The organism is Psychromicrobium xiongbiense (genome assembly GCF_030271165.1).
GTDB lineage: Bacteria > Actinomycetota > Actinomycetes > Actinomycetales > Micrococcaceae > Renibacterium > Renibacterium xiongbiense.
In genome coordinates, this window is sequence record NZ_JASSZH010000021.1 from 134,621 (window position 1) to 159,334 (window position 24,714).

The following is a 24,714-nucleotide window of genomic DNA, read 5'->3' on the forward strand; positions in this document are numbered from 1 at the left end:
AGCGCTCGGTGACTGAGTGGCTCAGTCGATGGATGTCATCAATTCGACCACCCGGTCCAGGAAACCGTCGACCTGCTGCTCCTCGTAGCCGTTCTTCCCCTTGGCAGGCCCGAAGACAGCACGACGAACCTGGTCGACGGACATCGGCTGATCCCGCTCAAAATAATCGAGCAGCTGGGCGCAGAGGGCATCCACATCAGCCACAGAGTAGCTGCGTACAGCACGCCGGGGACGGCGGAAACGCTCACCGTCAGGACGGTGCAACCGCGCGCGCAGCACCGCAGAGAGCCTGCCCACCTGAGCCAGCCAGGCGTCCTCCCCCTCGGAAGCAATCAGGGCCTGGCGTTCCCGCTCGGCGAAGGCGTCCTCCAGCCGGTCCAGTGCCGCGTCGACGGCCTGCGGATCGTAGCCCCCGTGAACGGCATCGAAGGTCACTTCACGCACCGAGCGGCTCTCCATCGACTGATCGGTGCCCCCCTCGGCGTACACGGCATGGGCCTGTGCCAGGAATTGGTCAACCTGCTTGACGTTGTAGCCGAACGTCTTGCGGTCCACCCGCGCAAACGGGGCGATCTCCGCCCGTGATTCTGTGTTCTGTTCCTGCGCCACAAAAGCCCTTCCGGTTCCTGTCATCGTTCCTCACATCCTAGAGCGTCTGCAGCCAGTCCATCAGCGCAAAAAGCAGGAAGGCCACCGGAGCGGCAAAGGACATGGAATCGAGCCGGTCCATGACGCCACCGTGCCCGGGCAGAATGCTGGACATGTCTTTGACACCCAGCTCCCGCTTCACCATGGACTCAGCCAGGTCGCCCGCGGTTGATGCCGCCACCAACCCCACGGCCAGCACCAACCCGACCCAGAACGGCTGGTGGAGTAGGAAGAGAGCAGCCAGCACACCGATCACCATGGCGCCGATCACCGAGCCGGCAAAACCTTCCCAAGACTTCTTGGGGCTGATCTTCGGCGCCATCGGATGTTTGCCGAACAGCGCCCCCACCAGATAGCCGAAGGTGTCATTGGACACCACCAACAGCAGCGTCGTGACCACCCGCAAAGCGCCCTGACTGGGCCAGTCGAAGTGGAAGGACATGATGGTCGCCGGTCCGTTCGGCTCACGGAGCACCAGGAGCACCGAGGAAATGAGGAACGGCACCCAGGCCAGAATGAAGACGCCGGAGAACACGCCATGCGCCACGCCCGGGGCGTGATCGAGGGCACGCCAGATCAGCACCGCGAAGGCGCAGGCGACGAAGGCGAAGAGCAGCCCCTCGACACCCACATAATAGGCGGCAATCGGCATCGCCAGCACCCCGGCACCCAGGGGAACCCATGGCACCAGGATGCCGTGCTGGGCGAAAGCGCGCACCACCTCCCAGACACCCAGTGCGGAGGCGGCTATCACGATCATCAGGAAGGCCGGCGGGTAGAGCAGCAGCCCGACCAGCACCACGATCAACAGTGCTAGCCCGACGCCGATCGCGGCCGGAAGATCACGCCCGGCGCGCGAGGTCCTGGCAGCCGGTTTCGGTGCATCGAGAGGCTCGGCGGGGACGCTGGGCGGAATGGTCGGCGCCGGAGGTACCACGGGAATCGCGGCGGTCTCCTGCCGACGCTCCATCGCCCGCAGGACGCGCCTACTGGGCAGCGGGGGCGGTGATTCCGAGCCGGAACCGGGCACGTGGCTCATCAGACTTCGAGGAGCTCGGTTTCTTTGCGCTTGAGCAGCTCGTCGATGACATCCGTGTGGGACTTGGTGGATGCGTCGAGCTCCTTCTCTGCGCGAGCCCCCTCGTCCTCCCCGGCATCGCCGTCCTTGACGATCTTGTCCAGGGTTTCCTTGGCTTTGCGACGGATGTTGCGGATGGAGACCTTGGCATCCTCGCCCTTACCGCGGACGATCTTGACGTAGTCGCGGCGACGCTCCTCGGTCAGCTCCGGGATGACCACGCGAATCACGTTGCCGTCGTTGGAGGGGTTGGCGCCCACCTCGGAGTTGCTCAGGGCACGCTCGATGTCGTTCAGCGCGGTTTTGTCATAGGGGCTGATCAGCAGCGTACGGGCGTCGGGCACGGAGAAGGAAGCCAGCTGCTGCAGCGGAGTGGGGCTGCCGTAGTACTCCACCATGACCTTGGAGTACAGCCCGGGGTTGGCACGGCCGGTTCGCACGGAGCTGAAGTCTTCCTTGGCGACCTCGACGGCCTTATCCATCTTTTCTTCAGCCTCGAGCAAGGTCTCTTCGATCACGGTGTCTCCTGGTGCTGTGTATACGGGGGCGCTTCGGCTCTCAACTGTCCATCTTACGGTGTGACGAGGGTGCCGAGGCTCTCTCCACGGATTGCCCGTTCCACGTTGCCTTCGCCTTCCATACCGAAGACCAGCATGGAGAGTCGGTTGTCCTTGCAGAGGCTGAACGCGGTCTGATCGAGCACCCGGATATTGCGGGCCAGCGCCTCATCGTAGGTGAGCACGTCAAGTTTGACGGCGTCAGGATCTTTTTTGGGATCCGCAGTGTAGACACCGTCGACGCCGTTTTTGGCCATCAGGACGACGTCCGCATGGACCTCCAGCGCACGCTGAGCGGCCACAGTGTCAGTGGAGAAGTACGGCAGACCGGCGCCGGCGCCGAAAATGACCACGCGGCCCTTTTCCAGGTGTCGGATGGCGCGGCGCGGAATGTAGGCCTCAGCAACCTGGCCCATCGTGATAGCGGACTGCACACGCGTCTCCACGCCGGCCTGCTCCAGGAAATCCTGCAGGGCCAGGCAGTTCATCACCGTGCCCAGCATTCCCATATAGTCGGCGCGCGAGCGGTCCATGCCGGAGGCACTGAGTTCGGCGCCGCGGAAGAAGTTACCGCCACCGACGACGATGGCGACCTCGACGTCGGCCACGGCCTGGGCGATCTGACCCGCGATGCCGCGTACGGTCGCCGGATCCACGCCGAGCTTACCTCCGCCAAAGACCTCTCCAGAGAGCTTGAGCAGCACACGACGGCGCTTCGGAGCCTTCTCCAGCTGCTCACGTTCCTGGGCGGAGACAGCAATCTGGACGGAGTTCTCGGTGCTTTCCATGGACCATCCCCTGGCTGAATCGTGAGTGTAAGCGAGCAATGGGCGACCACCCCGGGGTCAGTGAGAATGACCGCTGCAGGATGTCTACGCCTGAGACAGACTATCGCGACTGTCTTGCTGGTGCCCAATGAGGAGCACCCTATGGAAGGGCCATTAACCACCGGCGGGCCCCCGTCCGGTCACCCGGAACAGAGGCCCACCGAGGTGGAACTGCTCAGTAGCTGAGCTTCACGCTGAGTGAGAGCTTAGGAGCCGACGCGGAAGCGTGCAAACCCGGTAGCCTTGACGCCTGCGGCCTCGAGGACCTGGCCAACGCTCTGCTTGGCGTCCTTCGCGAAGGGCTGATCCACCAGCACGTTCTCCTTGAAGAAGCCGGTCAGGCGGCCTTCGACGATCTTCGGCAGTGCAGCCTCCGGCTTGCCCTCGGCGCGTGCGGTCTCGTCAGCGATGCGGCGCTCGCTCTCGACGAGGTCAGCGGGCACCTCGTCACGGGTCACGTACGTCGGTGAGTAAGCGGCGATGTGCACGGCGACATCGTGAGCTGCGGTCTGAGCGGCCTCGCTGTCAACGTCCACCGCGAACAGCACGCCCACCTGGGCGGGCAGATCCTTGGAGGTCTTGTGCAGGTAAGCGTCAACCACAGCACCCTCAACGCGGGCCAGGCGGCGCACAGCCACCTTCTCGCCCAGCAGAGCGCCAGCTTCGATGACCAGCTCGGAAAGCGGCTTACCGTCCACCTCAGCGGTCAGCAGGGTCTCGACGTCCGAAGCGCCCGAGGCCACAGCTGCAGCCAGTACCTTGTTGGAGAAGTCGATGAACGGAGCAGCCTTGGCCACGAAGTCCGTCTCGCAGTTGACCTCGACCATGACGCCGACGCCGTCGACGACGGTTGCGGCCACCAGGCCCTCAGCCGTGGAGCGGCCCTCACGCTTGGTTGCACCCTTGAGACCCTTGATGCGGATCAGCTCGAGAGCCTTCTCGGCATCCCCATTTGCTTCGTCAAGAGCCTTCTTGACGTCCATCATGCCCGCGCCGGTACGCTCGCGGAGTGCCTTGATGTCAGCGGCGGTGTAGTTCGCCATGTGAACTCCTGTTGTTAGTGATGGTGTCCTGACGTAGCTGTGGTGCGGCACTGAGTCCGCACCACAGCTACACCGAAGAACAACTACTTCTACTTGGTCTCGGTCTCAGTGGTCTCGGTCTCGACAACCTCAACGGGTGCCTCGGCCGGGGTCTGCGCAGCAGAGGTTTCCAGCAGTTCGCGCTCCCACTCGGCGAGCGGCTCGGCCGCAGCGTCTGCGCTGCCGGTGGCCTTGGCGTTGCGGGCGATCAGGCCCTCTGCCACGGCATCGGCGACCACGCGGGTCAGCAGGTTCACGGAGCGGATGGCGTCATCGTTACCCGGGATCGGGAAGTCGACCTCATCGGGATCGCAGTTGGTGTCCAGGATGGCCACCACGGGGATGTTGAGCTTCTTGGCCTCGTCGATGGCGAGGTGTTCCTTCTTGGTGTCAACGATCCAGATCACCGAGGGGACCTTGGTGAGGTTGCGGATACCGCCCAGGTTGGCCTCAAGCTTGGTCAGCTCACGCTTGAGAAGCAGGAGCTCCTTCTTGGTGTGACCGGAGGAAGCGACGTCCTCGAAGTTAATCTCTTCGAGTTCCTTCATGCGCTGGATGCGCTTGGAGACTGTCTGGAAGTTGGTCAGCATGCCACCGAGCCAACGCTGGTTGACGTAGGGCTGGCCGACACGGGTTGCCTGCTCGGAGATGGCTTCCTTGGCCTGCTTCTTGGTGCCGACGAAGAGCACGGTGCCGCCGTGGGCAACCGTGGCCTTGACGAATTCGAAGGCGCGGTCGATGTAAGACAGCGACTGCTGCAGATCGATGATGTAGGTGCCGTTGCGCTCGGTGAGGATGAATCGCTTCATCTTCGGGTTCCAACGGCGGGTCTGGTGACCGAAATGTACGCCGCTGTCGAGCAGCTGGCGCATGGTTACGACGGGCATGCCGACGCTCCTTTGTCTTGTTTACGGTTATTCCTGGTGCCCAGCGGATTCCTCACCCCCATCCGGTCGAATACACCGGATGGATACCGAGAGGAACCCAGCCCAGTCACGGGGACACACCGCTGGCCAGGCCAGAGGGCGTCACTGTGAATGCGGAAATGGGCACGCGTAGTCAGCGCCCGAAAGCGCCGCACCCCTAACTATACGGCACATGCCCCTGCTTTGAGGCCGCGGCCACTTCTCCTCCACATGCAGTCAAGAGCCGGTTTTGTCCACAACGGGCGCTGGAGTTGTCTCTGAACTTGTCCGACTGGGCATGCCAGCCGAGGCTGAGAGGATGAAAACGCCGGTGCGAAGCGCAGCCTGGGCAGTCGCCATCCTCGGTATCGCCCTGCTCGTGAGTCTGTCATCGCTCGTTGCGGCGCCAGTTGCCCTGGCGTCGTCATCGTCGGCATCCTCATCAGCCCAGAAGCGCTGGCAGTGGCCGCTTCGCCCTCAGCCTGCGGTGGTGCGCTCTTTTGATCCGCCCGCCAAGCCCTGGCTCGCTGGACATCGCGGCGTGGATCTGCAGGCCGCCATCGGCGACCAGGTGCACAGCCCGGCCGCCGGCGTGGTGAGTTTCGTCGGGTGGGTCGTGGACCGGAATGTGCTGACCATCGACCACGGCAACGGCCTGCGCAGCAGCTTCGAGCCAGTCAGTGCCTCGGTGACCGAAGGAGATCACGTCACGGCCGGGCAGGCGATTGGCACCGTGGAGGCAAGTAGTGCGGCGTCAGGCCACTGCCCTGGACAGGGATGCCTACACTGGGGCGTGCGGCGGGGAAGCAGCTACCTCGATCCCCTGCTCTTCCTCGGAAACAGGTCGCCGTCGGTGCTGCTGCCCCTGAAGCACGTCGCCGCCTCTGCTGGGTCTCAGTCTCAGTCTCAGTCTCAGACGATGGCGGAGATGCCCGTGATGGCCCGGCCGGTCACCAGGGAGTTGATCTCATGGGTGCCCTCATAGGAGTAGACCGCCTCGGCATCAGAGAAGATCTTGGCCATCTCGTAGTCGGTGACGATGCCGTTTCCGCCCAGAATGCTGCGGCCCAGGGCCACCGATTCGCGCATCCGGGCGGTGGTGAAGGCCTTGGCGAGTGCGGATTGTTCATCCTTTGCCAGACCGGCGTCCTCCAACTGGGCCAGGCGGACCATCATGCCCAGAGAGCTGACCGTGTTGCCCAGAATCTGCACCAATTGATCCTGGATCAGCTGGAAGGAGGCAATAGGGCGCCCAAACTGCTGGCGCTCCACGGCGTAGCGGCGAGCCACATCGAATGCGGCAAGCTGGAGCCCGACCGCTTGCCAGGCCACCGCCAGGCGGGTCACCTTGAGCACCTTATTGGTGTCTTTGAAGCTGTTAGCATGCGCCAGTTTGTAGTCGTCCGGGACGATGACGTTGTTCAGCGTGATATCAGCGTTCTGGACTCCGCGCAGGGAGATTTTGTTCTCAATCTTGCTGGCTGAATAGCCCTCCGTGCTGGTGTCCACCAGGAACGCTTTGACCTGATTGTCATCCACGTCGCGGGCGTAAATGACCACCCAGTCGGAGAAGGTCGCGTTGCCGATCCAGCGCTTGGCACCATTGAGCACCCAGTGACCGTTCTCGTGACGCGCCGTGGTGCGGGTACCACCGGCCACATCCGATCCACCCAGCGGCTCAGTCAGGCCGAAGGCACCGATTTTCTGCAAAGAGTAAATCTCCGGGAGCCACTGAGCCTTCTGCTCCTCCGAAGCGAGCAGTTCGATAGAACCGGTGAACAGACCGTCGTGGACGCCCAGGAAGGTGGCGATGGAGGCATCCGCACGGGTGAACTCCGCGTGGACCAGCCCAGCGAAGAGATTACTGTAGCCCTGCCGCCGTACCGGGCTGACCACATCGAGTTCGGCCAGCCGAGGAATGAGTTCATGGGGGAACTCGGCGCGGTTCCAGTAGTCAGTGGCAATCGGCTTGACCTCACGGGCCAGGAACTCTCTGATGATCTGGAGCCGTTCACGCTCCGACTCGTTGAGCAGTTGCTCAAAAGCATAGAAATCACCGTCAGCGTACGGCAGGTTGTTGAGATCAACTTCTCTGGGCATCTTTGCACTCTCCGTCAGGTCTGCCGGGCAGTGGACCACCCAACAAGTTACTCATGAGTAACTTACCGCAGAGTAGATGTTCAGTAAAGACGCCCGTTCGCACCGCACACCCAGCCCCCTCCCCTCCACCGGTTTCGGGAAAATAAATAGGCTCCCAACCTGGCGTTTCCGCAGATCGGGAGCCTATCTGGTAGGGCTGCAGGGACTTGAACCCTGGACCAAAGGATTATGAGTCCTCTGCTCTAACCAGCTGAGCTACAGCCCCCAGTTGCGCCCTGCCCGGCGCAATGCGCCCCAGCAAAACTCACCTCGATCATCTTAGGCGACGCCGTGGCCGCGGCGAGTCCTACCGCAACCGTTCACCGGCAGAATCGTCTACCCTGCTCAGATGACCTTGTCGTCATAGCCCGCGCCGCGGTACAGGTCCTCAAAGGTTTCGAGCGTCGCCTGCAGCGAGTGGCGCTCCGCAACGGCCCGCGATGCGGCGCCCATCGCTGCCTGCTCCGCAGCTGGCAGCGAAAGTATGGCCACAAGTTTCTCTGCCAGATCGTCGCTGTTCCCCGGTTCGAACAGGAAGCCGTTACTGCCGCCATCGTCAATCAGGTGAGGCAGCGCCATCGCATCAGCAAGAATCAGCGGCGTGGAAGCGCTGGCTGCCTCCAGGGAGACCAGCGACTGCAGTTCGGCCGTACCCGGCATCACAAAGACAGCCGCCCGAATGTAGGCCTCACGGAGTTCTTCGTCGCTGGCGAAGCCCAGGAACCGCACCTTCCCACCCAGGCCCAGGGCAGCCACCTGTGCTTCCAGGGCCGGCCGCACCTCGCCGCCACCGACGATTTCCAGGTGCGCATTCAGCCCGGCTGGCAGTTTGGCGATCGCGTCGATCAGCACATTCACGTGCTTCTCCTCGGCGAGCCGTCCTGCGAAGAGCACCGTCGGATAGTCAAACTTCTCCAGCACTTCACCGGGCTCCAGCTCGTAGGCCGCAGCATCGATCCCGTTGGAGACCGGCAGCACCTTTCGCAGGAAGGCATGCTCATGCATCGCCTTGGCGGCAAGCGGCGTGGGCGTGGTCACCACGGCAGCTTTGCTCATCACCTTGCCCATATCGCGCCAGGAATTACGGGCCACAATCTTCAGGAACCACTCTGGGAAAGGCAGGAAGGGATTGAGGTTCTCCGGCATGAAGTGATTCGTGGCGATCACTCGGATCCCCCGCCGGACCGCCTCCTCAATGGTGGCTTTTCCGATCATGTAGTGGCACTGGATATGCACCACATCAGGCTTGACCCGGTCAAAGAGCATGGAGATCTCGCGTTTGATCTCCCAGGGGAAGCAGATCCGGAAATCCGGGTTGGTCGGCATGGCGTGGGAGCGGAGCCTGTGCACTTCCGCCTCCGGCCGCAGCTCCGTGAAGCTCGGCCCACGGTCCGCACGCGGCGCCAGCACATGCATCTCATGCCCGCGCGCGCTCATTCCCTTGGCCAGTCGATAGCAGAACTGGGCTGCACCGTTGACCATGGGCGGGTAGGTTTCAGCCGCGATCAGGATGACGAGGGGTTTCTTCGTCTCCGTGCTCTCCGGGGACGTGCCTGCCTCGTGGTTGCTCATTCGTGTGACTCCTCGATATGTGGTCTACAGCCCTAGCTGGCCCTGCGCTGCGAACGCTTGGCGAGCTCGCGCGCGTCCTTGGCCCGCTTAACCACATCAGGGTGGTGCCGTGAGAGGACAATGACACCCACGATAGCAATCAGAGCGGCCACCCCCATGGCAATCGCCACGACGGCAGGCACGTCGGATCGAAGTTCATTCAAAATGATGATGCCGATCGCGATGCCCACCATCGGATCGATCACTGTCAGTCCGGCAATCACCAGGTCCGGTGGCCCCGAGGCGTAGGCGCTCTGGACGAACCAGCTTCCCAGCCCACCCGCTGCCGCAATCGCCAACAACGAATACCACTGCACATTCAGCAGGAACAGACCGTTGGGGTCAAAGATCTGCTTTGAAATGATGCGGGTGAGTACCGCTACGAACCCGAACAGCACACCTGCCCCAATGATGTAGAAAAAGGCCTTGAGCTTGTGCCGCCAGGCGAGCACCAGTCCACCGAAAATGATCACCGCAACCACCAGCAGCAGAGCGACGGTCAACTCCTCCTCGGCCGTGACCGAGGTGTTCTCCCGCACCACGTTGACCGCCAGCAGCACGAAAATAGCGCTGCCCACCACACAGGCGGAAATCGCGACGATGGTGGCCCGGTTGAGCCTGATGCCCTGATCCCGGGAATTGACAATGGTGGTGATCACCAGCGAAATGGCACCAATCGGCTGGATCACCGTCAGAGTACCCATGGTCAGGGCAGCTGCGTTGAGCAGGGTCCCGGTACCCAACAGCACGAGTCCGAGAACCCACCGCGGGTTGCGCACCAGACGCAGGAAGCCGTTGCCTCCCAGGGCGAGTCCACCTGTATTGGCCTTGACAGCACTACCCTGACGCTGTGCGCCGAAAGCCATGAAAAATGCCGAGGCCACGGCACAGGTGACCGCAATCCACATCATCGAGGCTGGTTTCCTGTCGCGGAGTGGCCCGTCGTGGTGGCGCTGTCGATGGGGCGGTGCAGTTCATGGTGTTTGCGCACGATGGCCCAGAAGTAGTTGTAGGCCGCAATCAGGTGCCCGGCGACGCCCAGCCCGATCACCGTCCAGGCGACATATGTCAGGGGGTTGGGTGCATCGCTGATCGCCTTGGCCAGCAACAGCAGCGGCGTCCCGATCAGCAGCGCAGCCGTACGGAGTTTGCCGATAATGCTGACCGGCAGGTCCGGATGCCAGCGGAAGAACAACAGCGAAGTAGCGGTCAGCACGGCATCCGGAATGACGATGACGGCCAGCAGCCACCAGGGCGCGACCTCGGCAATGACCAGGGTGATGGCCACCGCGATCAGGGCGATGCGATCCGAGAGCGGATCCAGAACGCGCCCCAGACGACTGGCCTGGTCGAAACGCCGGGCGACATAGCCGTCCACCCAATCCGTTCCGCCCATCACCACCAGCACCACTACACCCCAGCCGTACTGCCGTTCAGCGAGAACCAGCCAGACAAACAGCGGGACACCCAGAAACCGAATGACGGTCAGCATATTGGGTACGGTCAGGATCCGATCATGGCTGACCAGGGGTTGACCGGGGCGGGAACCTGCACCTATCAGTTTCATCTCCGCCCCCTTCCCCGGGACTGGCCGCATCGGGACCGGTTGCACACACTCATGCGACTCGCAGCGGGGCTACTTCTTCAACAGCTTGCGCAGCAGAACCAGGAGCGTGGTGGTGGATACCGCAGCAACGGTCAGCGGGACCCAACGCTGGCGCACCTGGTTGACCGGCGACTCCGGATCGTCCAACAGCTTCTGCGCCTGCTTCTTCACATCTACCTGCTCGGCCAGTTCCTCGCGCAGATTCAGTAAATGGCTGCGGCGTTCGGCAATCCGCTGCCGGAGCTCGGCATCGGTAGGTGCCGGTTCTGCCGCATCCTCACCCTTGCGCGCGCTCTGCTTGGCCTCCCGCTTCGCCTCTGCCGCGGCGGCATCGTCCGCCTCAGAGCGCTCCAGCGAGGCGACATCAAAGGAGGCACCATCCTTGAGCACGCCCAGATCGTGTTTGACGCCACGGATCGCCTCATCCGGAGTCAACGGCATGGCCTTCTTCACATACCGTAGGCCGATCAGGGCGCCGAGCCCGACGACGAGCAGGAAGAACACTGCGAAGATCAGTGCGGAAAGCCAGGCTGGCATCACGGTGGCCAGGCCCATGATGGCGGCCACAATCAAGGCGACGAGGGCGAAACTCAGAAACAACAACGCCGCAACGAACAGACCTACAGCAACCCCGAGGTTGATGCCTTTAGCCTTGAGCTCGCGGAGCGCCAGCGTTACTTCATCGTTGATCTGACGGGGTGTCAGTTGAGCCAGGGTGCGCACATTTCCGACGAGGGATGCCCCACCGTCAGCGCCGCGGGGCAGTGCTGGTGTTTCACTCATGAGTGTTGCCTTCCACAGCTCAGTCCGACCTACCCGTCAAAATTACCATTCTGTTGGACAACCCTCGCAGCCATCACCGAAAAGCGCATAGCATGGGAGTTCCGGCAATCCGCGTCCCGCCGTCCACCGTAATGGCCCAGGGACCCCGCGGACCGCGATCGCACCGCCCGCCCTGACCCCACCACTGAGCTTTCTGCTGCGCCACCACCCTGTCGCTGCCTGACCGCGCGTCGGCGTCGAACACCACCCCGCACCACCCGAGCACCGACCCGCCGACCTTCACGGTTGGCCGACTATGAGGAGACCTGTGACCGCCGATAGCCACCCGGGAGATGCGCTGAGCACCCGGGACAAGCTGCTGTACATCATTGTTCTTGGTCTGCTCACCGCGCTGGTGCCGTTTACTGTCGACATGTATCTGCCTGCCTTCCCGGCGCTGCAGCACGACCTGCACACCACCGAGACGGCCATCCAGCTCACGTTGACCGCCACCACGGTCGGCTTTGCCCTGGGCCAGCTGGTGGTTGGCCCGCTCAGCGACACCTTTGGACGCCGTAACCCGCTGATTCTGGCCACCGCCGTTCACATTCTCGCCTCGATCGGCGCCGCGCTGTCCACCGATGTCACCATGCTGGGCATCTTCCGTGTGCTTCAGGGCATCGGTGCGGCCGGCGGCGGCGTGGTGGCGATGGCGATGGTCCGGGACATGTTCTCCGGCTATCCCCTGGTCAAGATGCTCTCCCGGCTGTCCCTGGTCAGTGGGCTCGCCCCCATCCTGGCTCCGGTGCTGGGCTCCCAGCTATTGGCGATCATGCCCTGGCCAGGACTGTTCTGGGTTCTGGCAGCCTATGGCTGCTCCATTCTGCTCGCCTCCGTGTTCTTCCTGCGGGAAACTCTGCCCGTGGAACGCCGCCAGCATCAGCAAAAAGCCCTGCAACGGTATGCCGCGGTCTTCCAGGACCGGATTTTTGTCGGCATGCTGCTGGTGGCCGGATTCAACTTCGCGAGCCTCTTCGTCTATCTCTCCGCCACCCCGTTCATCTTTCAGAACCTCTACGGACTCTCCGCGCAGCAGTACGGACTGGTGTTCGCCAGCTTGTCCGTGGCGGTGGTCTCCGGCGTTCAGATCTCCTCCCGCCTGATGAAGCGGATCGGCCCGCAGTGGATTCTGGCCTGGGTGACGCCCATCCAGTTCCTCGGCGCGGCGGCCATCGGTACGACCTATCTACTGGGCTGGGGGCTGTGGGGAACCCTGATCCCGCTCTGGTTTTACGTTGCCTGCATCGGGTTCGTTTTCCCGACCGTCCAGGTGCTGGGCCTGGTCAACCATGGAGCCCGGGCCGGCACTGCGGCCAGCCTGATGGGCGCGGTGACTTTCGGTTTCGGTGGCCTGATGTCACCCATCGTCGGTGCTTTCGGCCCCGCGACCCCGCTGGTCATGTCCTGGTTGATGTGTTCGTCCATTGCTGCTCTGATAGTGGTGTTGTGGACCATCGTTCGACCGCGGACAGTGCCCGCCCTGTGAGCCCCTCCTCCTGGGGCCTGCAGCAAGCGCGCTGGCGTCAGCCGCCACTGCACCGCCCCAGGAATCCCGGGGCGGTCTTTGGGCTGCCACTGGTCGCCGTCGTTGTGCTCATTCTGGGTGGAGTGCTGACCGGCGGCCTCTTCGCCGCCCCGTCGGCTACTCCCGAGCAAAATTCCTGGCATGATTTCGCGCTCTACTTCGGCAGCCTGAATTCGCATCCCTGGTCGCTCGTGACCTCGGTACTGCTCGCCGGGTCGCCACTGGAATATCTGCTCTCGACACCGCTGCTGTTCACTGCTCTGGCCTTCGCCTGCCGATTCGTCGGCCCGCTACGTGCTGGCCTGACCTTCCTGGTGGGCGGCGCCCTCTCGGCGCTGGGGCTGAGTCTGGTCCTGGACTGGGGCGTGGTCAACGATAATCAGTGGCTGGGTTACCTGGGCGGCACCTACCAGATGGGCTGTTACGGGGGTGTCTGCGCGGCCCTGGGATTCACGACGGCGGCCTTCGGCTCCCTGTGGCGACGCCGGCTCAGACTGTGGCTGCTGGCCCTGACCGTCATGCTGGTGCTTTATCTGGGCCAGGGTGCGACCATTCTGGCGTTCTTCGGAGCAGTGTTGGGCGTGCTGAGCGGTATGGCCGTCTACCACCGTCGACAGACGACCTCCGGCACGCATCCCTCCTCCCCGCTCGGGCTGGGGCTGGCCCACACCACGTTGCGCGAGACTCGAGTGCTGGTGGCCACGGTGGTGGCGGTCTCCGCCCTGGGCCTGTGGCTGACCCAGCTCACCGCCAATTTCGCCTCGGGGCCGCTGTTCATGGCCAATCAGCTGGCCCTGCAGGGCACTCTGGATGCGCAGACCCTCCGTGATGTCTGCAATGGCTCAGAATCCTGCGTGAACCTGCAGTCCTGGATCGGTATCAACAGTCCCGGTGCCGTGGTGTTCACCCTGATCCCGGTGCTGCTCCTGCTGGTCTGCGCGGACGGGCTGCGCCGCGGGCGACGGCTGAGCTGGTGGATCACTGTAGCCGCCCAGAGCTATATGGCGCTCAACGCCTTGCTGGCTGTGGTGGTCTTCTACTCGGACCCCCAGGTGATGTTCGATGCCGAGATCTCCGGTTTTGTGGCGGTCTACCTGCTTCCCACGGTGCTGTCCCCGCTGGGCATCGTGCTCCTGCTGCTCATCCGCCGCAATGCCTTTGAGGTGCGTGCCAGCACGGTCAGCGGGCGGTCCCTGGCGCGGCTGTCCATCGTCCTGCTGGCCTCGCTGCTGGTGGTGTATATCGTGGCCTGGTTCTCCGAGGACAACCAGACCACCAGCTCGCTGCTGGATCTGCTGGTGCAGCTCCCCCATCTGCTGATCCCCTTCCAGCTCCCCTTCGACACCTATCTACCCCAGGGCCCGGTCAGCACGGCGCTCTACGGCTTTGGCGGCGCCGTGGTCTGGCTACTGCTCCTGGTACAGCTGGTACGCCATTCCCGGCGCTACCGCGGTCATGGACGGGAACGCACCGCGGAACGGGATAAGGCCGAGGCATTGATCCGTCGGGGCGGTGGTGCACTGTCGCAAATGGCACTGTGGGAAGGCAACCACTACTGGTTCACCGCGGATGGCCGGGCCGGCGTCGCTTATCAGGTACATCACGGGGTCGCGATCACCGTGGCCGAGCCCTTTGGCGTGGCCGCCGCCCAGGCCGAGGCTGCGCTGGGCTTCACCCGGTACGCGGTGGAGGCCGGCATCGTGCCCTGTTTCTACTCGGCACCGGCGGAACTGGGCACTGAGCTGGCGCCCATGGGTTTCCGGCCGCTGGAGGTGGCGGAGGAGACCCGGCTGGAGGTCGCCTCGCAGACCTTCAAGGGCAAGGACTGGCAGAATGTGCGCACCGCGATCAATCGGGCGCGCAAACTCGATGTGGAGGTGGTCTGGGGCACCTATGCCTCCTTCGGGCCGCTGATCAGGGCTCAACTAGTGCAACTGAGCGAGGAATGGGCCGATGAACAGCCCCTGCCGCCGCTGGGCTTCACGCTGGGAGGCCTGGACGAGTTGCGGGATGACGGCGTGCTGTGCGCCCTCGCGGTGGACGTGCAGGGGGAAGTGCTGGCGGCCACGAGCTGGCTTCCGGTGTACCGGGAGGGCCAGATCGTCTCCTGGACGCTGGACTTCATGCGCCGCAGGAGCACCGCTTTCAACGGCGTGATGGACTTCCTGATCGCCTCCGCCGTCACCAGGTTCCAGAACGATGTGCAGGAGATCTCGCTCTCCGGCTCCCCTCTGGCGGGTCAGTTCTCCGCCGCAGAGGGCCCCAGCGACGCCATGGACCGTCTGCTGAGCACCCTGGCCAAGGCTCTGGAGCCCTACTACGGTTTCCGTTCTCTGGCGGCCTTCAAAGCCCGTTTCAAACCGGTCCACCGGACGCTATACATGTATTACCAGGACCCGTTGTCGCTACCGTCCGTCGCGCTGGCGCTGACCGAGGCGTACCTGCCCGGCATGTCGATGCGCCAGCGGACCTCGCTATTGCGCACCTTGGTCACGGGGCCGGAGGCTGAGGCAGGTACGGGTTCGGGGCCTGAGTAACAGGCGATGTTGCGGATCGCCGCCCTGCCTCCCCGGTTGGGGGAGGATCCAGACACGAAAATGCCCCGCATCCTTGACGAATGCGGGGCATTTTCCCTGCGAGCTCCTCCTGCTGGACTTGAACCAGCAACCCTTCGATTAACAGTCGAATGCTCTGCCAATTGAGCTAAGGAGGAATGAAGCAGGTACAACTGTAACAAAGGATTTCGGTCCTGTGAAATCGAGAATCTGGAGGTCGCTCAGGCCTCTTTCAACGCCCGTCGTTGGAGCTCCAACTCCTGCAATTCCGTCTGCAAGGCGTGATACAGCGCGGGGTCCGTGGAGGGGTCCATCCGCTGCAAGGCACCGAGCCGCTCCGCCTTGTCCCGGGTCAGCTGCATTTCCACCAGCCCACTGACCATCGAGCGGCAGTACTTCACCAGACTCTCCTCGGTGTGCGCCGGGAGAGGCGCCACCGCCAATTCAGACATCAGAGGGTGTAGCGGCTCGGGGAGGTGGTCCAGCACGGCCTGGAACCAGGGCACCGACCCCACCTGCTCCGCACCTGCGGCTCGAATGGCCTCGTGTACAGCCCGGTAGGCCGGTACGACGAACTGTACGGCGGAGAAATGCCGCCAGTCATCGGCAGTGAGCACAACGGGCTGTTGCAGCACGGCTTCCAGGCCCAGTCGCTCCATCCGAGCCACCGGATCGCGAGGATCCGGAGCGCTGAACCCCGGGGCAACGCTGGGAACCTCTCCGGATCGACCTTCTGCAGCCGGAGCGTCGTGCGGGCTGCCATTGGCCGCGGGGGCGCTCCCCGGTGCGCCGTGCTCTCTCGAGCCCTGGGAGGAAGAGCCCGACGACGATGCCGGAGACTGATGGCGTGCGGCGTTATTGACCGCGCGCAGCACCTGGTCCGGGTCGGCGATACCCAACCAGCCGGCCAGCTCCTGGCTGTAGCCCACCCGCGTTGAACCGTCGCGGATCTGCGCCACAATCGGAGCGGCAGCGCGCAGGCCCTGGACTCGTCCCTCCACCGTATCCAGATCAAACTTTCCCAGTTCGGACCGGATGGCGAACTCGAACAGGGGCTTCCGCGAGGCGATCAGGGCCCGTACCGCTTCCGGCCCACCGCTCTGACGCAGTTCACACGGATCCTGCCCGCTGGCCTCCACCGCCACGAAGGTCTGCGCGACGAACCGCTGGTCCAGAGCGAAGGCCTTGAGCGCGGCATTCTGACCCGCGGCATCGCCATCGAAAGTGAAGATCACCCGCCCCCCGCTGCCGTCATCGGACAGCAACCGCCGGGCGATTTTGACGTGATCCGCGCCGAAGGCCGTACCGCAGGTCGCCACCGCAGTCTCCACGCCGGACAGATGGCAGGCCATCACGTCGGTGTACCCCTCCACCACGACGAGCTGCCGCTCTTTGGCGATGGAACGCTTGGCCAGATCGATGCCGTAGAGTACTTGCGATTTCTTGTACAGCGTGGTCTCCGGAGTATTGAGGTATTTCGGCCCCTGATCTTCCTCAAAGAGCTTGCGCGCCCCAAAGCCGATAGTCTCCCCCGCAATGGTGCGGATAGGCCAGATCAGCCGTGCACGGAACCGGTCGAAGAGCCGCTGCCCACTGGACCCGGTGGAAAACATCCCGGTCAGCTGCAGTTCCTGATCGGTGAACCCCCGGCTACGCAGATGTTTGAGCAGAGAATCCCATCCCTGCGGGGCATAACCGACCCCGAAATGCTCAGCGGCAGCCCGGTCGAAGCCACGCTCGGCCAGGAATCGTCGGCCTGTGACAGCCCCGGCGCTGGAAAGCTGCTCAGCGAAATATTCGCTCGCGACCTTGTGCGCATCCAGCAGACGCTGCCTGCGGCCGATCTCCTCACGCCGCGGCCCCGTTCCGCCGTCCTCATAGTGGAGTTCGAACCCGATCCTGGCCGCCAGCTTCTCCACGGATTCCGTAAAGGAAAGGTGGTCAACCTTCTGGATGAAGCTGATGACGTCCCCGCCCTCGCCACAGCCGAAGCAGTGGTACTGGCCTACCTGTGGGCGGACGTTGAAGGACGGGCTGCGCTCATCATGGAACGGGCAGAGGCCCTTCCAGGAGCCGATGCCGGCGCTTTTGAGGGTGACGTAGCCCTCCACCACTTCTTTGATATCGGTGCGGGCGCGGAGTTCCTCGATATCCTCACGCTTGATCAGTCCGGCCACACAGTCAGTCTAGGCCAGCGGGCCGACAGGCTCAGATGCGGCCGGAAACGCCAGCCAAGCCTCAGCGTGTGAGTTCGTGGTGCAGACTCAGCGCGGACCCGTCGGTCAGCGAGGCGACCTGGTCGATCGCGGCGCGCAACCGTCCGGCATCGTCGGCAGCGGCCCGCCAGTCCGCAGCAAACATGGGCTCCAGATGCCGTTCCCCGGTCTGTTCCAGCGCCTGCACCAGCTCATGCAGAATTTCCGCCTGCCGCTGATAGATGGGCTGCCGGTTTTCCGTCGTCATGACAAAGGTGGTGGCCAGCCCCTTCATCACGGCGATCTCCACGATGGTCTCCTGCGGGACGACCACATCTGCGGCATAGCGCGTCAGTGGATCCGGCCCGTAGATGGCCCGCGTCATGTCCAGAGCGCTCTGGCAGAACCGGCCAATCAGCTGGCTGGTCATGTTCTTCAACGCCGCCATCCAGGCCCTGGAACCGTCGGATCCACGCACCCAGACCTGACTCGCCTCCAGCCGGGCCAGTGCCTCCGCGACCTCCGCTGCCTCGGTATGCGGAAGGTACCACTGCCGGGTGTAGCCGATGACCCGCTCCCGGGTCTCGGCGTCGTCGAGCATATCCAGCCGGACGTGCCCGGCGACAATCGCGTCCTCCACATCATGTACGGAGTAGGAGATGTCGTCAGCCAGGTCCATCACCTGCGCCTCGATGCAGCTGCGCCCCTCCGGCGCCCCCTGACGGAGCCAGTCGAAGACCGGGGCGTCATCGGCATAGACGCCGAACTTGCCGGTCCGGTGCCCATGGATGATCGGCGCATCCTGCGCGAGCCACGGATACTTCGAGGCGGCATCCAGGCTGGCCCGGCTCAGGTTCAGGCCCACGGAGTTGCCCTGGGCGTCCAGAACTTTCGGTTCCAGCCGGGTCAGCAGCCGCAGCGTCTGGGCGTTGCCTTCAAAGCCGCCGATGCCGTCCGCCAGCTCATTGAGCGCAGACTCACCATTGTGCCCGAACGGCGGGTGACCCAGATCGTGAGCCAGGCAGGCGGTGTCCACCACATCCGGATCGCAGCCCAGGGCACGGCCGATCTCCCGGCCCACCTGCGCCACTTCCAGCGAGTGGGTCAGCCGGGTGCGGACAAAATCGTCGGTGCCCGGCGAGACCACCTGGGTTTTGGCACCCAGTCGGCGCAGTGCCGAAGAGTGCAGCACCCGGGCACGGTCCCGTTCAAAGGGAGTCCGATAGCTCTTCTTGCCCGGCTCAGCCACCCAGCGTTGAGCGTCCGATGCGGCGTAGCCGGGGCTCGGAGCGCTCTCCGGAGCCACCTCGACGGAACCCCGTGAGTCCCCCAGCATGATCCGCTCAGCCACCGGAAACATCCATCTCCGCTGCCGCGATCACCGCGCGCTGTGCTGCGCTCAGGTCACGGTCGGCCAGCCATCCGTCCGGCAGCGCCGTCCGCTTGGGAGTCCCCGCCCGCCCGCGAGGGCCTTCGGCATCAGCCCCGGGATAGCCCGCCTCCGGATTGAGGCCGTCGAGCAATTCGCGCAGCATCGACAGGCTGCTCACCATGGCGAGTCTGGTCCGGGTCTCACTGCCCACCACATAGCCCTTGAAATACCAGGCCATGTGTTTGCGGATGTCCCGCAGCGCTTTATCCTCCTCGCCAAAGGTGTCCACCAGAAGTTCGGCATGCCGGTACACGGCCTCTGCCACCTCGCGCAGTCCCGGGGTGAACCGGGTGTTCCGCCCCTCAAAGGCAGCCTGCAGATCACCGAACAGCCAGGGCCGCCCCTGGCAGCCGCGGCCGATCACCACGCCGTCCACACCGGTCTGGCGCACCATCGCAATGGCGTCCTCGGCGCTCCAGATGTCACCGTTGCCCAGCACCGGAACATCCGGAAGGGCCTCGCGGAGGCGGGCGATGGCGGACCAGTCGGCCGTGCCGGAATAGAACTGGTTGGCGGTGCGTCCGTGCAGCGCTACGGCGGCAACGCCGGAATCCCGGGCTATCCGACCGGCTTCCAGGTAGGTCAGATGGTCCTCATCGATGCCCTTGCGCATTTTGATGGTCAGCGGGATGTTGCCTTTGTCAGCTTCCCGTACGGCGGTGCGCACAATGCTGGCGAAAAGCTCGGTCTTCCAGGGCAGCGCCGCGCCGCCGCCGCGCCGGGTGACTTTGGCCACGGGGCAGCCGAAGTTGAGGTCAATATGATCCGCACGATTCTCCTCGACGAGCATCCGGACTGCCCGGCCGACGGTGACTGGTTCCACGCCATAGAGCTGCACCGAGCGAATCTGCTCATCGTCATCGTGCGCAATGATCCGAAGACTCTCCGGAGTGCGTTCCACGAGCGCACGCGAGGTGACCATTTCCGCCACATAGAGCCCGCCACCGTATTCGCGGCAGAGCCTACGGAAGGCGGCATTGGTGATTCCGGCCATGGGTGCCAGGATCACCGGGGTCTGCACGGTGTGACGGCCCAGACGTAACGGCGGCAGCTCCAGGCGCAGGGCGGACTCAATCGGTTCCGCCTCGCGCGGAGCCAGTTCTTGGGCAGCCAGAGAATTTTCCACAACAGTCACAGTTCCATTCTCGCAAAGTCACGCAAACCGGCCCCGCCTCGGCCGCCGAAACAGCGCAGGCCAGTCCCCCAATGGAGCGCAGCTCAGAGCAACCAGCCGTTCTCCTCCGCCAGACGCACCGCCTCAGCGCGAGTCCGGGCCCCGGTTTTGCCGATGGCGCTGGAGAGGTAATTGCGCACCGTCCCCTCGGAGAGAAAAAGGGCCCCTGCCACGTCCTGAACGGTGCCACCGGCCGCCGCCGCACGCAGCACCTCGGTCTCGCGGCCGGTCAGCGGGCTTTCGCCCTGAGTCAGCGTCTCCGCCGCCAACGTCGGATCCACCACACGCAGCCCCTGATGAACCTTGCGGATGGCCTCGGCGAGCTGCTGCGCGGGCGTGTCCTTGACCACAAACCCACTGACTCCGGCCTGCATAGCCCGGCGCAGATAGCCCGGTCGGCCAAAGGTGGTGACCATCAGCACCCGGCATTCGGGCAGGGCAGTCCGCAATTGCGCGGCGGCTGCGATGCCGTCCATCCCCGGCATCTCCACATCCAGCACGGCGATCTGGGGCCGGTGCGCCAGCGCAGTCTGCAGAACCTCGTCACCACGCCCCACCTGGGCGACGACGTCGAGGTCCGGTTCAAGGCCTAGCAGCGCCGCGAGCGCACCACGGACCAGCGCCTGATCATCCGCCAACAGGATCGAAATTCTCTGAGGTGCAGCGGGTTCGGTCACAGTTCCATCTTCGCAGGCAACGACCGGTGCTCGGCAAGCACGCCCGCGCTCACCACTGGACCCGCACCCGGTAGCCGCCCAGGCTGGAGCGGCCCAAGCTCAACGAAGCCCCAACTGCCTCGGCACGCTCACGCAGACCGATCAGACCGATGCCGCGCAGCCCCGCGGCATCCGTGCCTGCGCTCATGCCCTGAGGCTGAGGTTCATGCGCCAAGCCGTCGCTCACCTGGCTGTCGACGCCCTGAGATCCGCAGCCGTCATCGTCCACCTGAAGAAAACCGGGGTTGAGTGTGACGTGGACGTGCTGCGCCCCCGCGTGCCGCACAATATTGGTGCTCGCTTCCCGCAGCGCCCATCCGGCAAGCTCCCGGTACTCTTCCCGCACCGATTCTGCGGAGCCGGTGAGTTCCAGCTCGATGCCGACGGATCGCAGCGCGGTCCTCGCCGTGGGAAGCTCGTTGAGAATGGTGACCGGTCTGAACCCTGCCACGGTGGTGCGAATATCCGCCAGCGATTCCCTGGCCAGTGTCTCCACCTCGCTGATCTCCTGATGAGCACGGGCGGCATCGAGGTCCACCAGACGGCCGGCGAGCTGGGCCTTGACCGTGATCACCGTCAGTGAATGGCCGAGGATGTCGTGCAGATCGCGTGAGAGCCGGTTGCGTTCCTCCTGCACTGCCGCCAGGGCCAATTGTCGCTGTGCCAGCCGCAACGCGCGCATCGCTTTGACCATCTGAGCGAAGGCACCCATCATCAGCCCGACGGAGACCACCACCGCGGCGACGGCCAGGGCATTCTCCGGGGCCGAACCCTGCAGCAGCGCAACGGCGCCGGTCAGCAGAGCGGTGACAAGGATCATCACCGTCCCCAGACGGCGGGAGAACTGCTGCATCCCGATCCCGACGGTGAGGAAGGTGGAAAACCATGCCCCGCTGGGGCCGATCATGATCCAGTGCGCCACATCAATCACGATCATCACGGCGGTGAGCACGAGTTTCTGATGCAGCGGCCTCCCCCAGCTCAGCGGTGGGACCAGCAGGAAAGTCACCATGAGTACCAGGAGCAGGGCACCGTAGCTCAGGGCGTACCCCGGGTTGCCCTGGGCGAGCGCCCCGGGCAGCGCGGTCAGGCCCCAGAAGAGCAGGGACAGCGCCCCTGCGATATACCAGCGCCGCGGGCCCGGACCGGTCAGCAGCTCCCGGAAGGTCAGCGGCCGGTCCACGTCAAGCATCTGGCCGAACAGGCCGCCGGCCGTGGATCCTTCAGTCATAGCCACACTGTAGTCATAGCCACCGACAACACCACGCGTCTCAGACGCGTCGGGTGTCCCGGCGGAAGGCCAGCGCGGCCCCGGCGGAGAAGATCAGCAGCCAGGCCAGGATGTTGAGCACCGACCAGCCATCGACGGTGGCGCCCAGCAGAGGCGCGTGGGCCAGCTCGCTGAGCCCATAGGTCGGCGTCCACTTGCCGATCTGCACGAAGGTGTCACCCAGCTGGTTGAGCGGAACAAAGAGGCCGCCAAACAACGCCAGGAAGGCGACCAATGGCCCCATGAACTGCATGACATTCTCACTCGGTATCAGATAGCCCATCAGCAGACCCAGCGCGGTGAACACCAGCGAGCCGCCGAGGGCGGCCAGGCCCGAAACGATCCAGACCTGCGCATCGAGCCGTACTCCCACAACAAAACCGGTGAGGAAGACCGCCAGTACCGCGATCAGGCCCAGCATCAGCCCGCCGAGTACTTTCGTGGCGATGTTGGCGGCAGGGCTCAGCGGGGTGAGTCGCAGCTGCCTGCTCCAGCCCATCGCCCGCTCTACCGCCACCGAGCCACCTGCCGAGGTGGAGGTGATCATGCAGCCGTACACCGCCATCGAGATCATGATGTAGCTCATCACAGACAGGCCACCCTGGGCCACGGGGGTGCTGGTCAGAGCCACATTCTTGAACTGAAGACCGAAGATCAGGAACATGACGATCGGCATCACCAGGGCAAAGATCAGGGTACGTCGGTTCCGCAGACGCCGGGCGAGCTCGATCCGCAGCAGGGTGAGATTGAAGCCACCCCAGGGGGCGGCCTTACGGTCCAGAGAAATGCTGGAAGGGATCGTGGTCATCGTGACTCCTCGGGAGCATCGGCGGTCAGGCTGAGGAACGCATCCTCAAGGTTACGGGAGGTGATTTCCAGGTCCCGGGCTCCGGTGTTGGTCAGCAGATAGCGGGCCACCAGATCGGAATCCTGAGCCTGGACGCGCAGGCTGTTGCCCTGCAGTTCCACCAGGTCGACGCCGGGCAGAGCAGCGAGTGCAGCCTGGTCGACGTCCGTCACGGTCGCCCGGAGGGTGCGTCCCGCCGCCAGCGCCTTGATCTCCGCGCTGGAGCCGTCGGCCACGATCTGGCCGTGCCGGACCAGGACGATCCGATCGGCGTAGGCGTCCGCTTCGTCCAGGTAATGGGTGGCGAAGATGACCGTCCGGCCACGCCGTGCATCGGCGTGAATGGCGCTCCAGAAATCACGACGACCCTCCACGTCCATGCCGGTGGTCGGCTCATCCAGGATCAACAGGCCGGGGTCAGAGACCAGCGCCATGGCAAAGCGGAGGCGCTGCTGCTGCCCGCCGGAGCACTTGGCCACCAGGCGGTCGCCGATGTCCTTGATGCCGGCGCGGTCCAGGCATTCATCCACGGGGCGAGCGGCAGCGAACAGCGATGCCGTCAGGGCCACCGTCTCCCGAACGGTCAGGTCTTTGAGCAGACCGCCGGTCTGCATCACGGCGGACACCTGGCCGAGCGCTATGGCGTGCCGGGGCGATTTACCGTAGATCTGCACCGTCCCTTCGTCCGGCTTGGTGAGCCCGAGCAGCATGTCAATCGTCGTAGTCTTCCCGGCTCCATTAGGGCCCAGAAAAGCCACTACCTCACCGGGCTGGATCGAGAGGTCCAGACCATTCACGGCCTGGATCCGCCCGAATGCCTTCTTCAGTCCAGTGGCCAGCACTGCGGCCGCCTGCACCGTCGATGGGGCGGTGCTCTCGTTTTTGATGGTCTGGTTCAGGGTTGCACTCATGGGGTCCTCGTCTCGATCGTTTCCCTCATGGTGACGAGTCTTCCGCGGATTCGTGCCCTATACCCCACACCCTTGTCACTCACCGGGCATGACAGATGTCATACCGCTCACGCGGAGATCTCATGCGGAGATAATGGAACGATGACCCAGCATCCGCAGCGCACCACCGCCCGATTGAGTCTCCGGGCGCTCAGCGACGATGATTTTGCTGAGTTTCATGCCTTGTATTCTGATCCGCGCACCTGGCGGCATTCGCCACACCAGGTGTACACCGATCCCGGGCTGAGCCGGCGTCATCTCGCCATGGTGCAGCAGGGCTGGGATTCCCAGGGGTCGGGCTCCTGGGCCGCGCGTCTGCTGGAGCCTCTGGCCGAACTGTCTGCCGGGACTCTGGTGGGTGTGGGTGGTATCGATGTCACCTGCGGCGGGGTGGCCCAGGGCGCCTGGAACCTGGGATACCGGCTCATCCCCGAGGCATGGGGGTATGGTCTGGCGACAGAACTCGCCCGGGCAGGCCTTGAATCTGCCGCGACGATCCGCCCGGAACGGCCCGTCATCGGTAGGGTCCAGGACAAAAATCCCGCTTCGATCCGCGTTCTTGAACGCGTGGGACTGGACGTGCAGTGGCGGGGTGGCCGGGTGATGGATCTTCCGCCAGGCGCCCCGCCGAATGGTGATCCACCCCGGCGAATCTATGCAGACCGCCCGCTCAGTGCCGCCATGCTGAGCGCTCTGGTGTCCCTGGGTTAGGCGAGCCCCCCTGATCGATGGGAATATTTATTCGATCACGCTATTGTCGATAGTATATGTGTTC

The 24,714-nt window shown here is 64.2% G+C and carries 22 protein-coding genes and 2 tRNA genes; 4 read left to right on the forward strand and 20 right to left on the reverse strand.

The features are described 5' to 3' along the window. Nucleotides 1–21: 21 nt before the first annotated feature. The 6 genes from QQM37_RS08600 to rpsB form a co-directional block, all read right to left on the reverse strand. On the reverse strand, nucleotides 22–633 hold the full coding sequence (locus tag QQM37_RS08600) for a DivIVA domain-containing protein (protein ID WP_285726546.1): 612 nt from the start codon (nucleotides 631–633) through the stop codon (nucleotides 22–24). Nucleotides 634–646: 13 nt separating this feature from the next. Next, nucleotides 647–1,687, reverse strand: coding sequence for a phosphatidate cytidylyltransferase (locus QQM37_RS08605; protein WP_285726547.1), 1,041 nt, complete (start codon nucleotides 1,685–1,687; stop codon nucleotides 647–649). Beyond that, nucleotides 1,687–2,244: a ribosome recycling factor gene (gene frr / locus QQM37_RS08610; protein WP_285726548.1), complete on the reverse strand. Its 558-nt coding sequence runs from the start codon at nucleotides 2,242–2,244 to the stop codon at nucleotides 1,687–1,689. The genes QQM37_RS08605 and frr overlap by 1 nt, the downstream gene beginning before the upstream one ends. Nucleotides 2,245–2,297: 53 nt before the next feature. Further along, nucleotides 2,298–3,071 (reverse strand): UMP kinase, encoded by a 774-nt coding sequence (pyrH, locus tag QQM37_RS08615; protein ID WP_285726549.1) that lies wholly within the window; start codon nucleotides 3,069–3,071, stop codon nucleotides 2,298–2,300. A 245-nt stretch (nucleotides 3,072–3,316) separates the two neighbouring features. Further along, complete coding sequence (tsf, locus tag QQM37_RS08620; RefSeq protein WP_285726550.1) at nucleotides 3,317–4,153, reverse strand: translation elongation factor Ts; 837 nt, start codon at nucleotides 4,151–4,153, stop codon at nucleotides 3,317–3,319. Between the two features lie 89 nt (nucleotides 4,154–4,242). After that, nucleotides 4,243–5,079 carry a 30S ribosomal protein S2 gene (rpsB, locus tag QQM37_RS08625; RefSeq protein ID WP_285726551.1) on the reverse strand — a complete coding sequence of 279 codons (837 nt, stop codon included), beginning with the start codon at nucleotides 5,077–5,079 and terminating at the stop codon, nucleotides 4,243–4,245. A gap of 337 nt (nucleotides 5,080–5,416) precedes the next feature. On the opposite strand from rpsB, the gene QQM37_RS08630 reads away from it, so the two are divergent. Beyond that, complete coding sequence (locus tag QQM37_RS08630) at nucleotides 5,417–6,082, forward strand: M23 family metallopeptidase (RefSeq protein WP_337250246.1); 666 nt, start codon at nucleotides 5,417–5,419, stop codon at nucleotides 6,080–6,082. Here QQM37_RS08630 and QQM37_RS08635 read toward each other — a convergent pair. From QQM37_RS08635 to QQM37_RS08660, 6 genes are all read right to left on the reverse strand, one after another. After that, nucleotides 6,010–7,197, reverse strand: a complete 1,188-nt coding sequence (locus tag QQM37_RS08635) for an acyl-CoA dehydrogenase family protein (protein ID WP_285726553.1) — start codon at nucleotides 7,195–7,197, stop codon at nucleotides 6,010–6,012. The genes QQM37_RS08630 and QQM37_RS08635 overlap by 73 nt on opposite strands. A gap of 188 nt (nucleotides 7,198–7,385) precedes the next feature. Continuing rightward, a tRNA-Ile gene (locus QQM37_RS08640) sits at nucleotides 7,386–7,462 on the reverse strand. Between the two features lie 119 nt (nucleotides 7,463–7,581). After that, complete coding sequence (locus QQM37_RS08645; RefSeq protein ID WP_285726555.1) at nucleotides 7,582–8,808, reverse strand: glycosyltransferase; 1,227 nt, start codon at nucleotides 8,806–8,808, stop codon at nucleotides 7,582–7,584. 32 nt (nucleotides 8,809–8,840) lie between these two features. Continuing rightward, complete coding sequence (locus QQM37_RS08650) at nucleotides 8,841–9,758, reverse strand: DMT family transporter (RefSeq protein WP_285726557.1); 918 nt, start codon at nucleotides 9,756–9,758, stop codon at nucleotides 8,841–8,843. Next, nucleotides 9,755–10,414 carry a CDP-alcohol phosphatidyltransferase family protein gene (locus QQM37_RS08655; RefSeq protein ID WP_285726558.1) on the reverse strand — a complete coding sequence of 220 codons (660 nt, stop codon included), beginning with the start codon at nucleotides 10,412–10,414 and terminating at the stop codon, nucleotides 9,755–9,757. The genes QQM37_RS08650 and QQM37_RS08655 overlap by 4 nt, the downstream gene beginning before the upstream one ends. A 69-nt stretch (nucleotides 10,415–10,483) precedes the next feature. Continuing rightward, nucleotides 10,484–11,236 (reverse strand): phage holin family protein, encoded by a 753-nt coding sequence (locus QQM37_RS08660; protein WP_285726560.1) that lies wholly within the window; start codon nucleotides 11,234–11,236, stop codon nucleotides 10,484–10,486. Nucleotides 11,237–11,543: 307 nt separating this feature from the next. Here QQM37_RS08660 and QQM37_RS08665 point away from each other — a divergent pair, with 307 nt between their 5' ends. Both QQM37_RS08665 and QQM37_RS08670 read left to right on the forward strand, forming a co-directional pair. Further along, nucleotides 11,544–12,761 carry a multidrug effflux MFS transporter gene (locus QQM37_RS08665; protein ID WP_285726562.1) on the forward strand — a complete coding sequence of 406 codons (1,218 nt, stop codon included), beginning with the start codon at nucleotides 11,544–11,546 and terminating at the stop codon, nucleotides 12,759–12,761. Further along, nucleotides 12,722–15,337: a DUF2156 domain-containing protein gene (locus tag QQM37_RS08670; protein ID WP_285726564.1), complete on the forward strand. Its 2,616-nt coding sequence runs from the start codon at nucleotides 12,722–12,724 to the stop codon at nucleotides 15,335–15,337. Before QQM37_RS08665 ends, QQM37_RS08670 begins: the two co-directional genes overlap by 40 nt. 103 nt (nucleotides 15,338–15,440) lie before the next feature. Here QQM37_RS08670 and QQM37_RS08675 read toward each other — a convergent pair. The 8 genes from QQM37_RS08675 to QQM37_RS08710 form a co-directional block, all read right to left on the reverse strand. Then, a tRNA-Asn gene (locus QQM37_RS08675) sits at nucleotides 15,441–15,513 on the reverse strand. A gap of 63 nt (nucleotides 15,514–15,576) precedes the next feature. Further along, a complete protein-coding gene (dnaG, locus tag QQM37_RS08680; RefSeq protein WP_285726566.1) occupies nucleotides 15,577–17,532 on the reverse strand; it encodes a DNA primase in 1,956 nt (651 codons plus the stop codon). Nucleotides 17,533–17,593: 61 nt separating this feature from the next. After that, complete coding sequence (locus QQM37_RS08685) at nucleotides 17,594–18,886, reverse strand: deoxyguanosinetriphosphate triphosphohydrolase (RefSeq protein ID WP_285726749.1); 1,293 nt, start codon at nucleotides 18,884–18,886, stop codon at nucleotides 17,594–17,596. A 7-nt stretch (nucleotides 18,887–18,893) separates the two neighbouring features. Then, complete coding sequence (gene dusB, locus QQM37_RS08690) at nucleotides 18,894–20,081, reverse strand: tRNA dihydrouridine synthase DusB (RefSeq protein WP_420030148.1); 1,188 nt, start codon at nucleotides 20,079–20,081, stop codon at nucleotides 18,894–18,896. Between the two features lie 119 nt (nucleotides 20,082–20,200). Further along, nucleotides 20,201–20,833 carry a response regulator transcription factor gene (locus tag QQM37_RS08695; RefSeq protein WP_285726567.1) on the reverse strand — a complete coding sequence of 211 codons (633 nt, stop codon included), beginning with the start codon at nucleotides 20,831–20,833 and terminating at the stop codon, nucleotides 20,201–20,203. A gap of 49 nt (nucleotides 20,834–20,882) precedes the next feature. After that, nucleotides 20,883–22,103 (reverse strand): sensor histidine kinase, encoded by a 1,221-nt coding sequence (locus tag QQM37_RS08700; protein ID WP_285726569.1) that lies wholly within the window; start codon nucleotides 22,101–22,103, stop codon nucleotides 20,883–20,885. A gap of 40 nt (nucleotides 22,104–22,143) precedes the next feature. After that, nucleotides 22,144–22,950 carry an ABC transporter permease gene (locus QQM37_RS08705; protein WP_285726571.1) on the reverse strand — a complete coding sequence of 269 codons (807 nt, stop codon included), beginning with the start codon at nucleotides 22,948–22,950 and terminating at the stop codon, nucleotides 22,144–22,146. Continuing rightward, a complete protein-coding gene (locus tag QQM37_RS08710; RefSeq protein WP_285726572.1) occupies nucleotides 22,947–23,900 on the reverse strand; it encodes an ABC transporter ATP-binding protein in 954 nt (317 codons plus the stop codon). The genes QQM37_RS08705 and QQM37_RS08710 overlap by 4 nt, the downstream gene beginning before the upstream one ends. A gap of 141 nt (nucleotides 23,901–24,041) precedes the next feature. Here QQM37_RS08710 and QQM37_RS08715 point away from each other — a divergent pair, with 141 nt between their 5' ends. After that, the gene (locus tag QQM37_RS08715; RefSeq protein ID WP_285726574.1) at nucleotides 24,042–24,650 is read left to right on the forward strand and encodes a GNAT family N-acetyltransferase; all 609 of its coding nucleotides are present in this window, start codon (nucleotides 24,042–24,044) and stop codon (nucleotides 24,648–24,650) included. Nucleotides 24,651–24,714 lie beyond the last annotated feature (64 nt).

Coding starts and splice junctions, on each gene's coding strand:
- rpsB (WP_285726551.1), bottom strand. CDS start 5,079: ATGCCCGTCGTAACCATGCGCCAGCTGCTCGACAGCGGCGTACATTTC.
- QQM37_RS08715 (WP_285726574.1), top strand. CDS start 24,042: ATGACCCAGCATCCGCAGCGCACCACCGCCCGATTGAGTCTCCGGGCG.
- QQM37_RS08600 (WP_285726546.1), bottom strand. CDS start 633: ATGACAGGAACCGGAAGGGCTTTTGTGGCGCAGGAACAGAACACAGAA.
- QQM37_RS08645 (WP_285726555.1), bottom strand. CDS start 8,808: ATGAGCAACCACGAGGCAGGCACGTCCCCGGAGAGCACGGAGACGAAG.
- QQM37_RS08650 (WP_285726557.1), bottom strand. CDS start 9,758: ATGATGTGGATTGCGGTCACCTGTGCCGTGGCCTCGGCATTTTTCATG.
- QQM37_RS08710 (WP_285726572.1), bottom strand. CDS start 23,900: ATGAGTGCAACCCTGAACCAGACCATCAAAAACGAGAGCACCGCCCCA.
- QQM37_RS08630 (WP_337250246.1), top strand. CDS start 5,417: ATGAAAACGCCGGTGCGAAGCGCAGCCTGGGCAGTCGCCATCCTCGGT.
- QQM37_RS08705 (WP_285726571.1), bottom strand. CDS start 22,950: ATGACCACGATCCCTTCCAGCATTTCTCTGGACCGTAAGGCCGCCCCC.
- QQM37_RS08605 (WP_285726547.1), bottom strand. CDS start 1,687: ATGAGCCACGTGCCCGGTTCCGGCTCGGAATCACCGCCCCCGCTGCCC.
- QQM37_RS08635 (WP_285726553.1), bottom strand. CDS start 7,197: ATGCCCAGAGAAGTTGATCTCAACAACCTGCCGTACGCTGACGGTGAT.
- pyrH (WP_285726549.1), bottom strand. CDS start 3,071: ATGGAAAGCACCGAGAACTCCGTCCAGATTGCTGTCTCCGCCCAGGAA.
- QQM37_RS08700 (WP_285726569.1), bottom strand. CDS start 22,103: ATGACTGAAGGATCCACGGCCGGCGGCCTGTTCGGCCAGATGCTTGAC.
- QQM37_RS08660 (WP_285726560.1), bottom strand. CDS start 11,236: ATGAGTGAAACACCAGCACTGCCCCGCGGCGCTGACGGTGGGGCATCC.
- QQM37_RS08655 (WP_285726558.1), bottom strand. CDS start 10,414: ATGAAACTGATAGGTGCAGGTTCCCGCCCCGGTCAACCCCTGGTCAGC.
- QQM37_RS08685 (WP_285726749.1), bottom strand. CDS start 18,886: ATGCTGGGGGACTCACGGGGTTCCGTCGAGGTGGCTCCGGAGAGCGCT.
- tsf (WP_285726550.1), bottom strand. CDS start 4,153: ATGGCGAACTACACCGCCGCTGACATCAAGGCACTCCGCGAGCGTACC.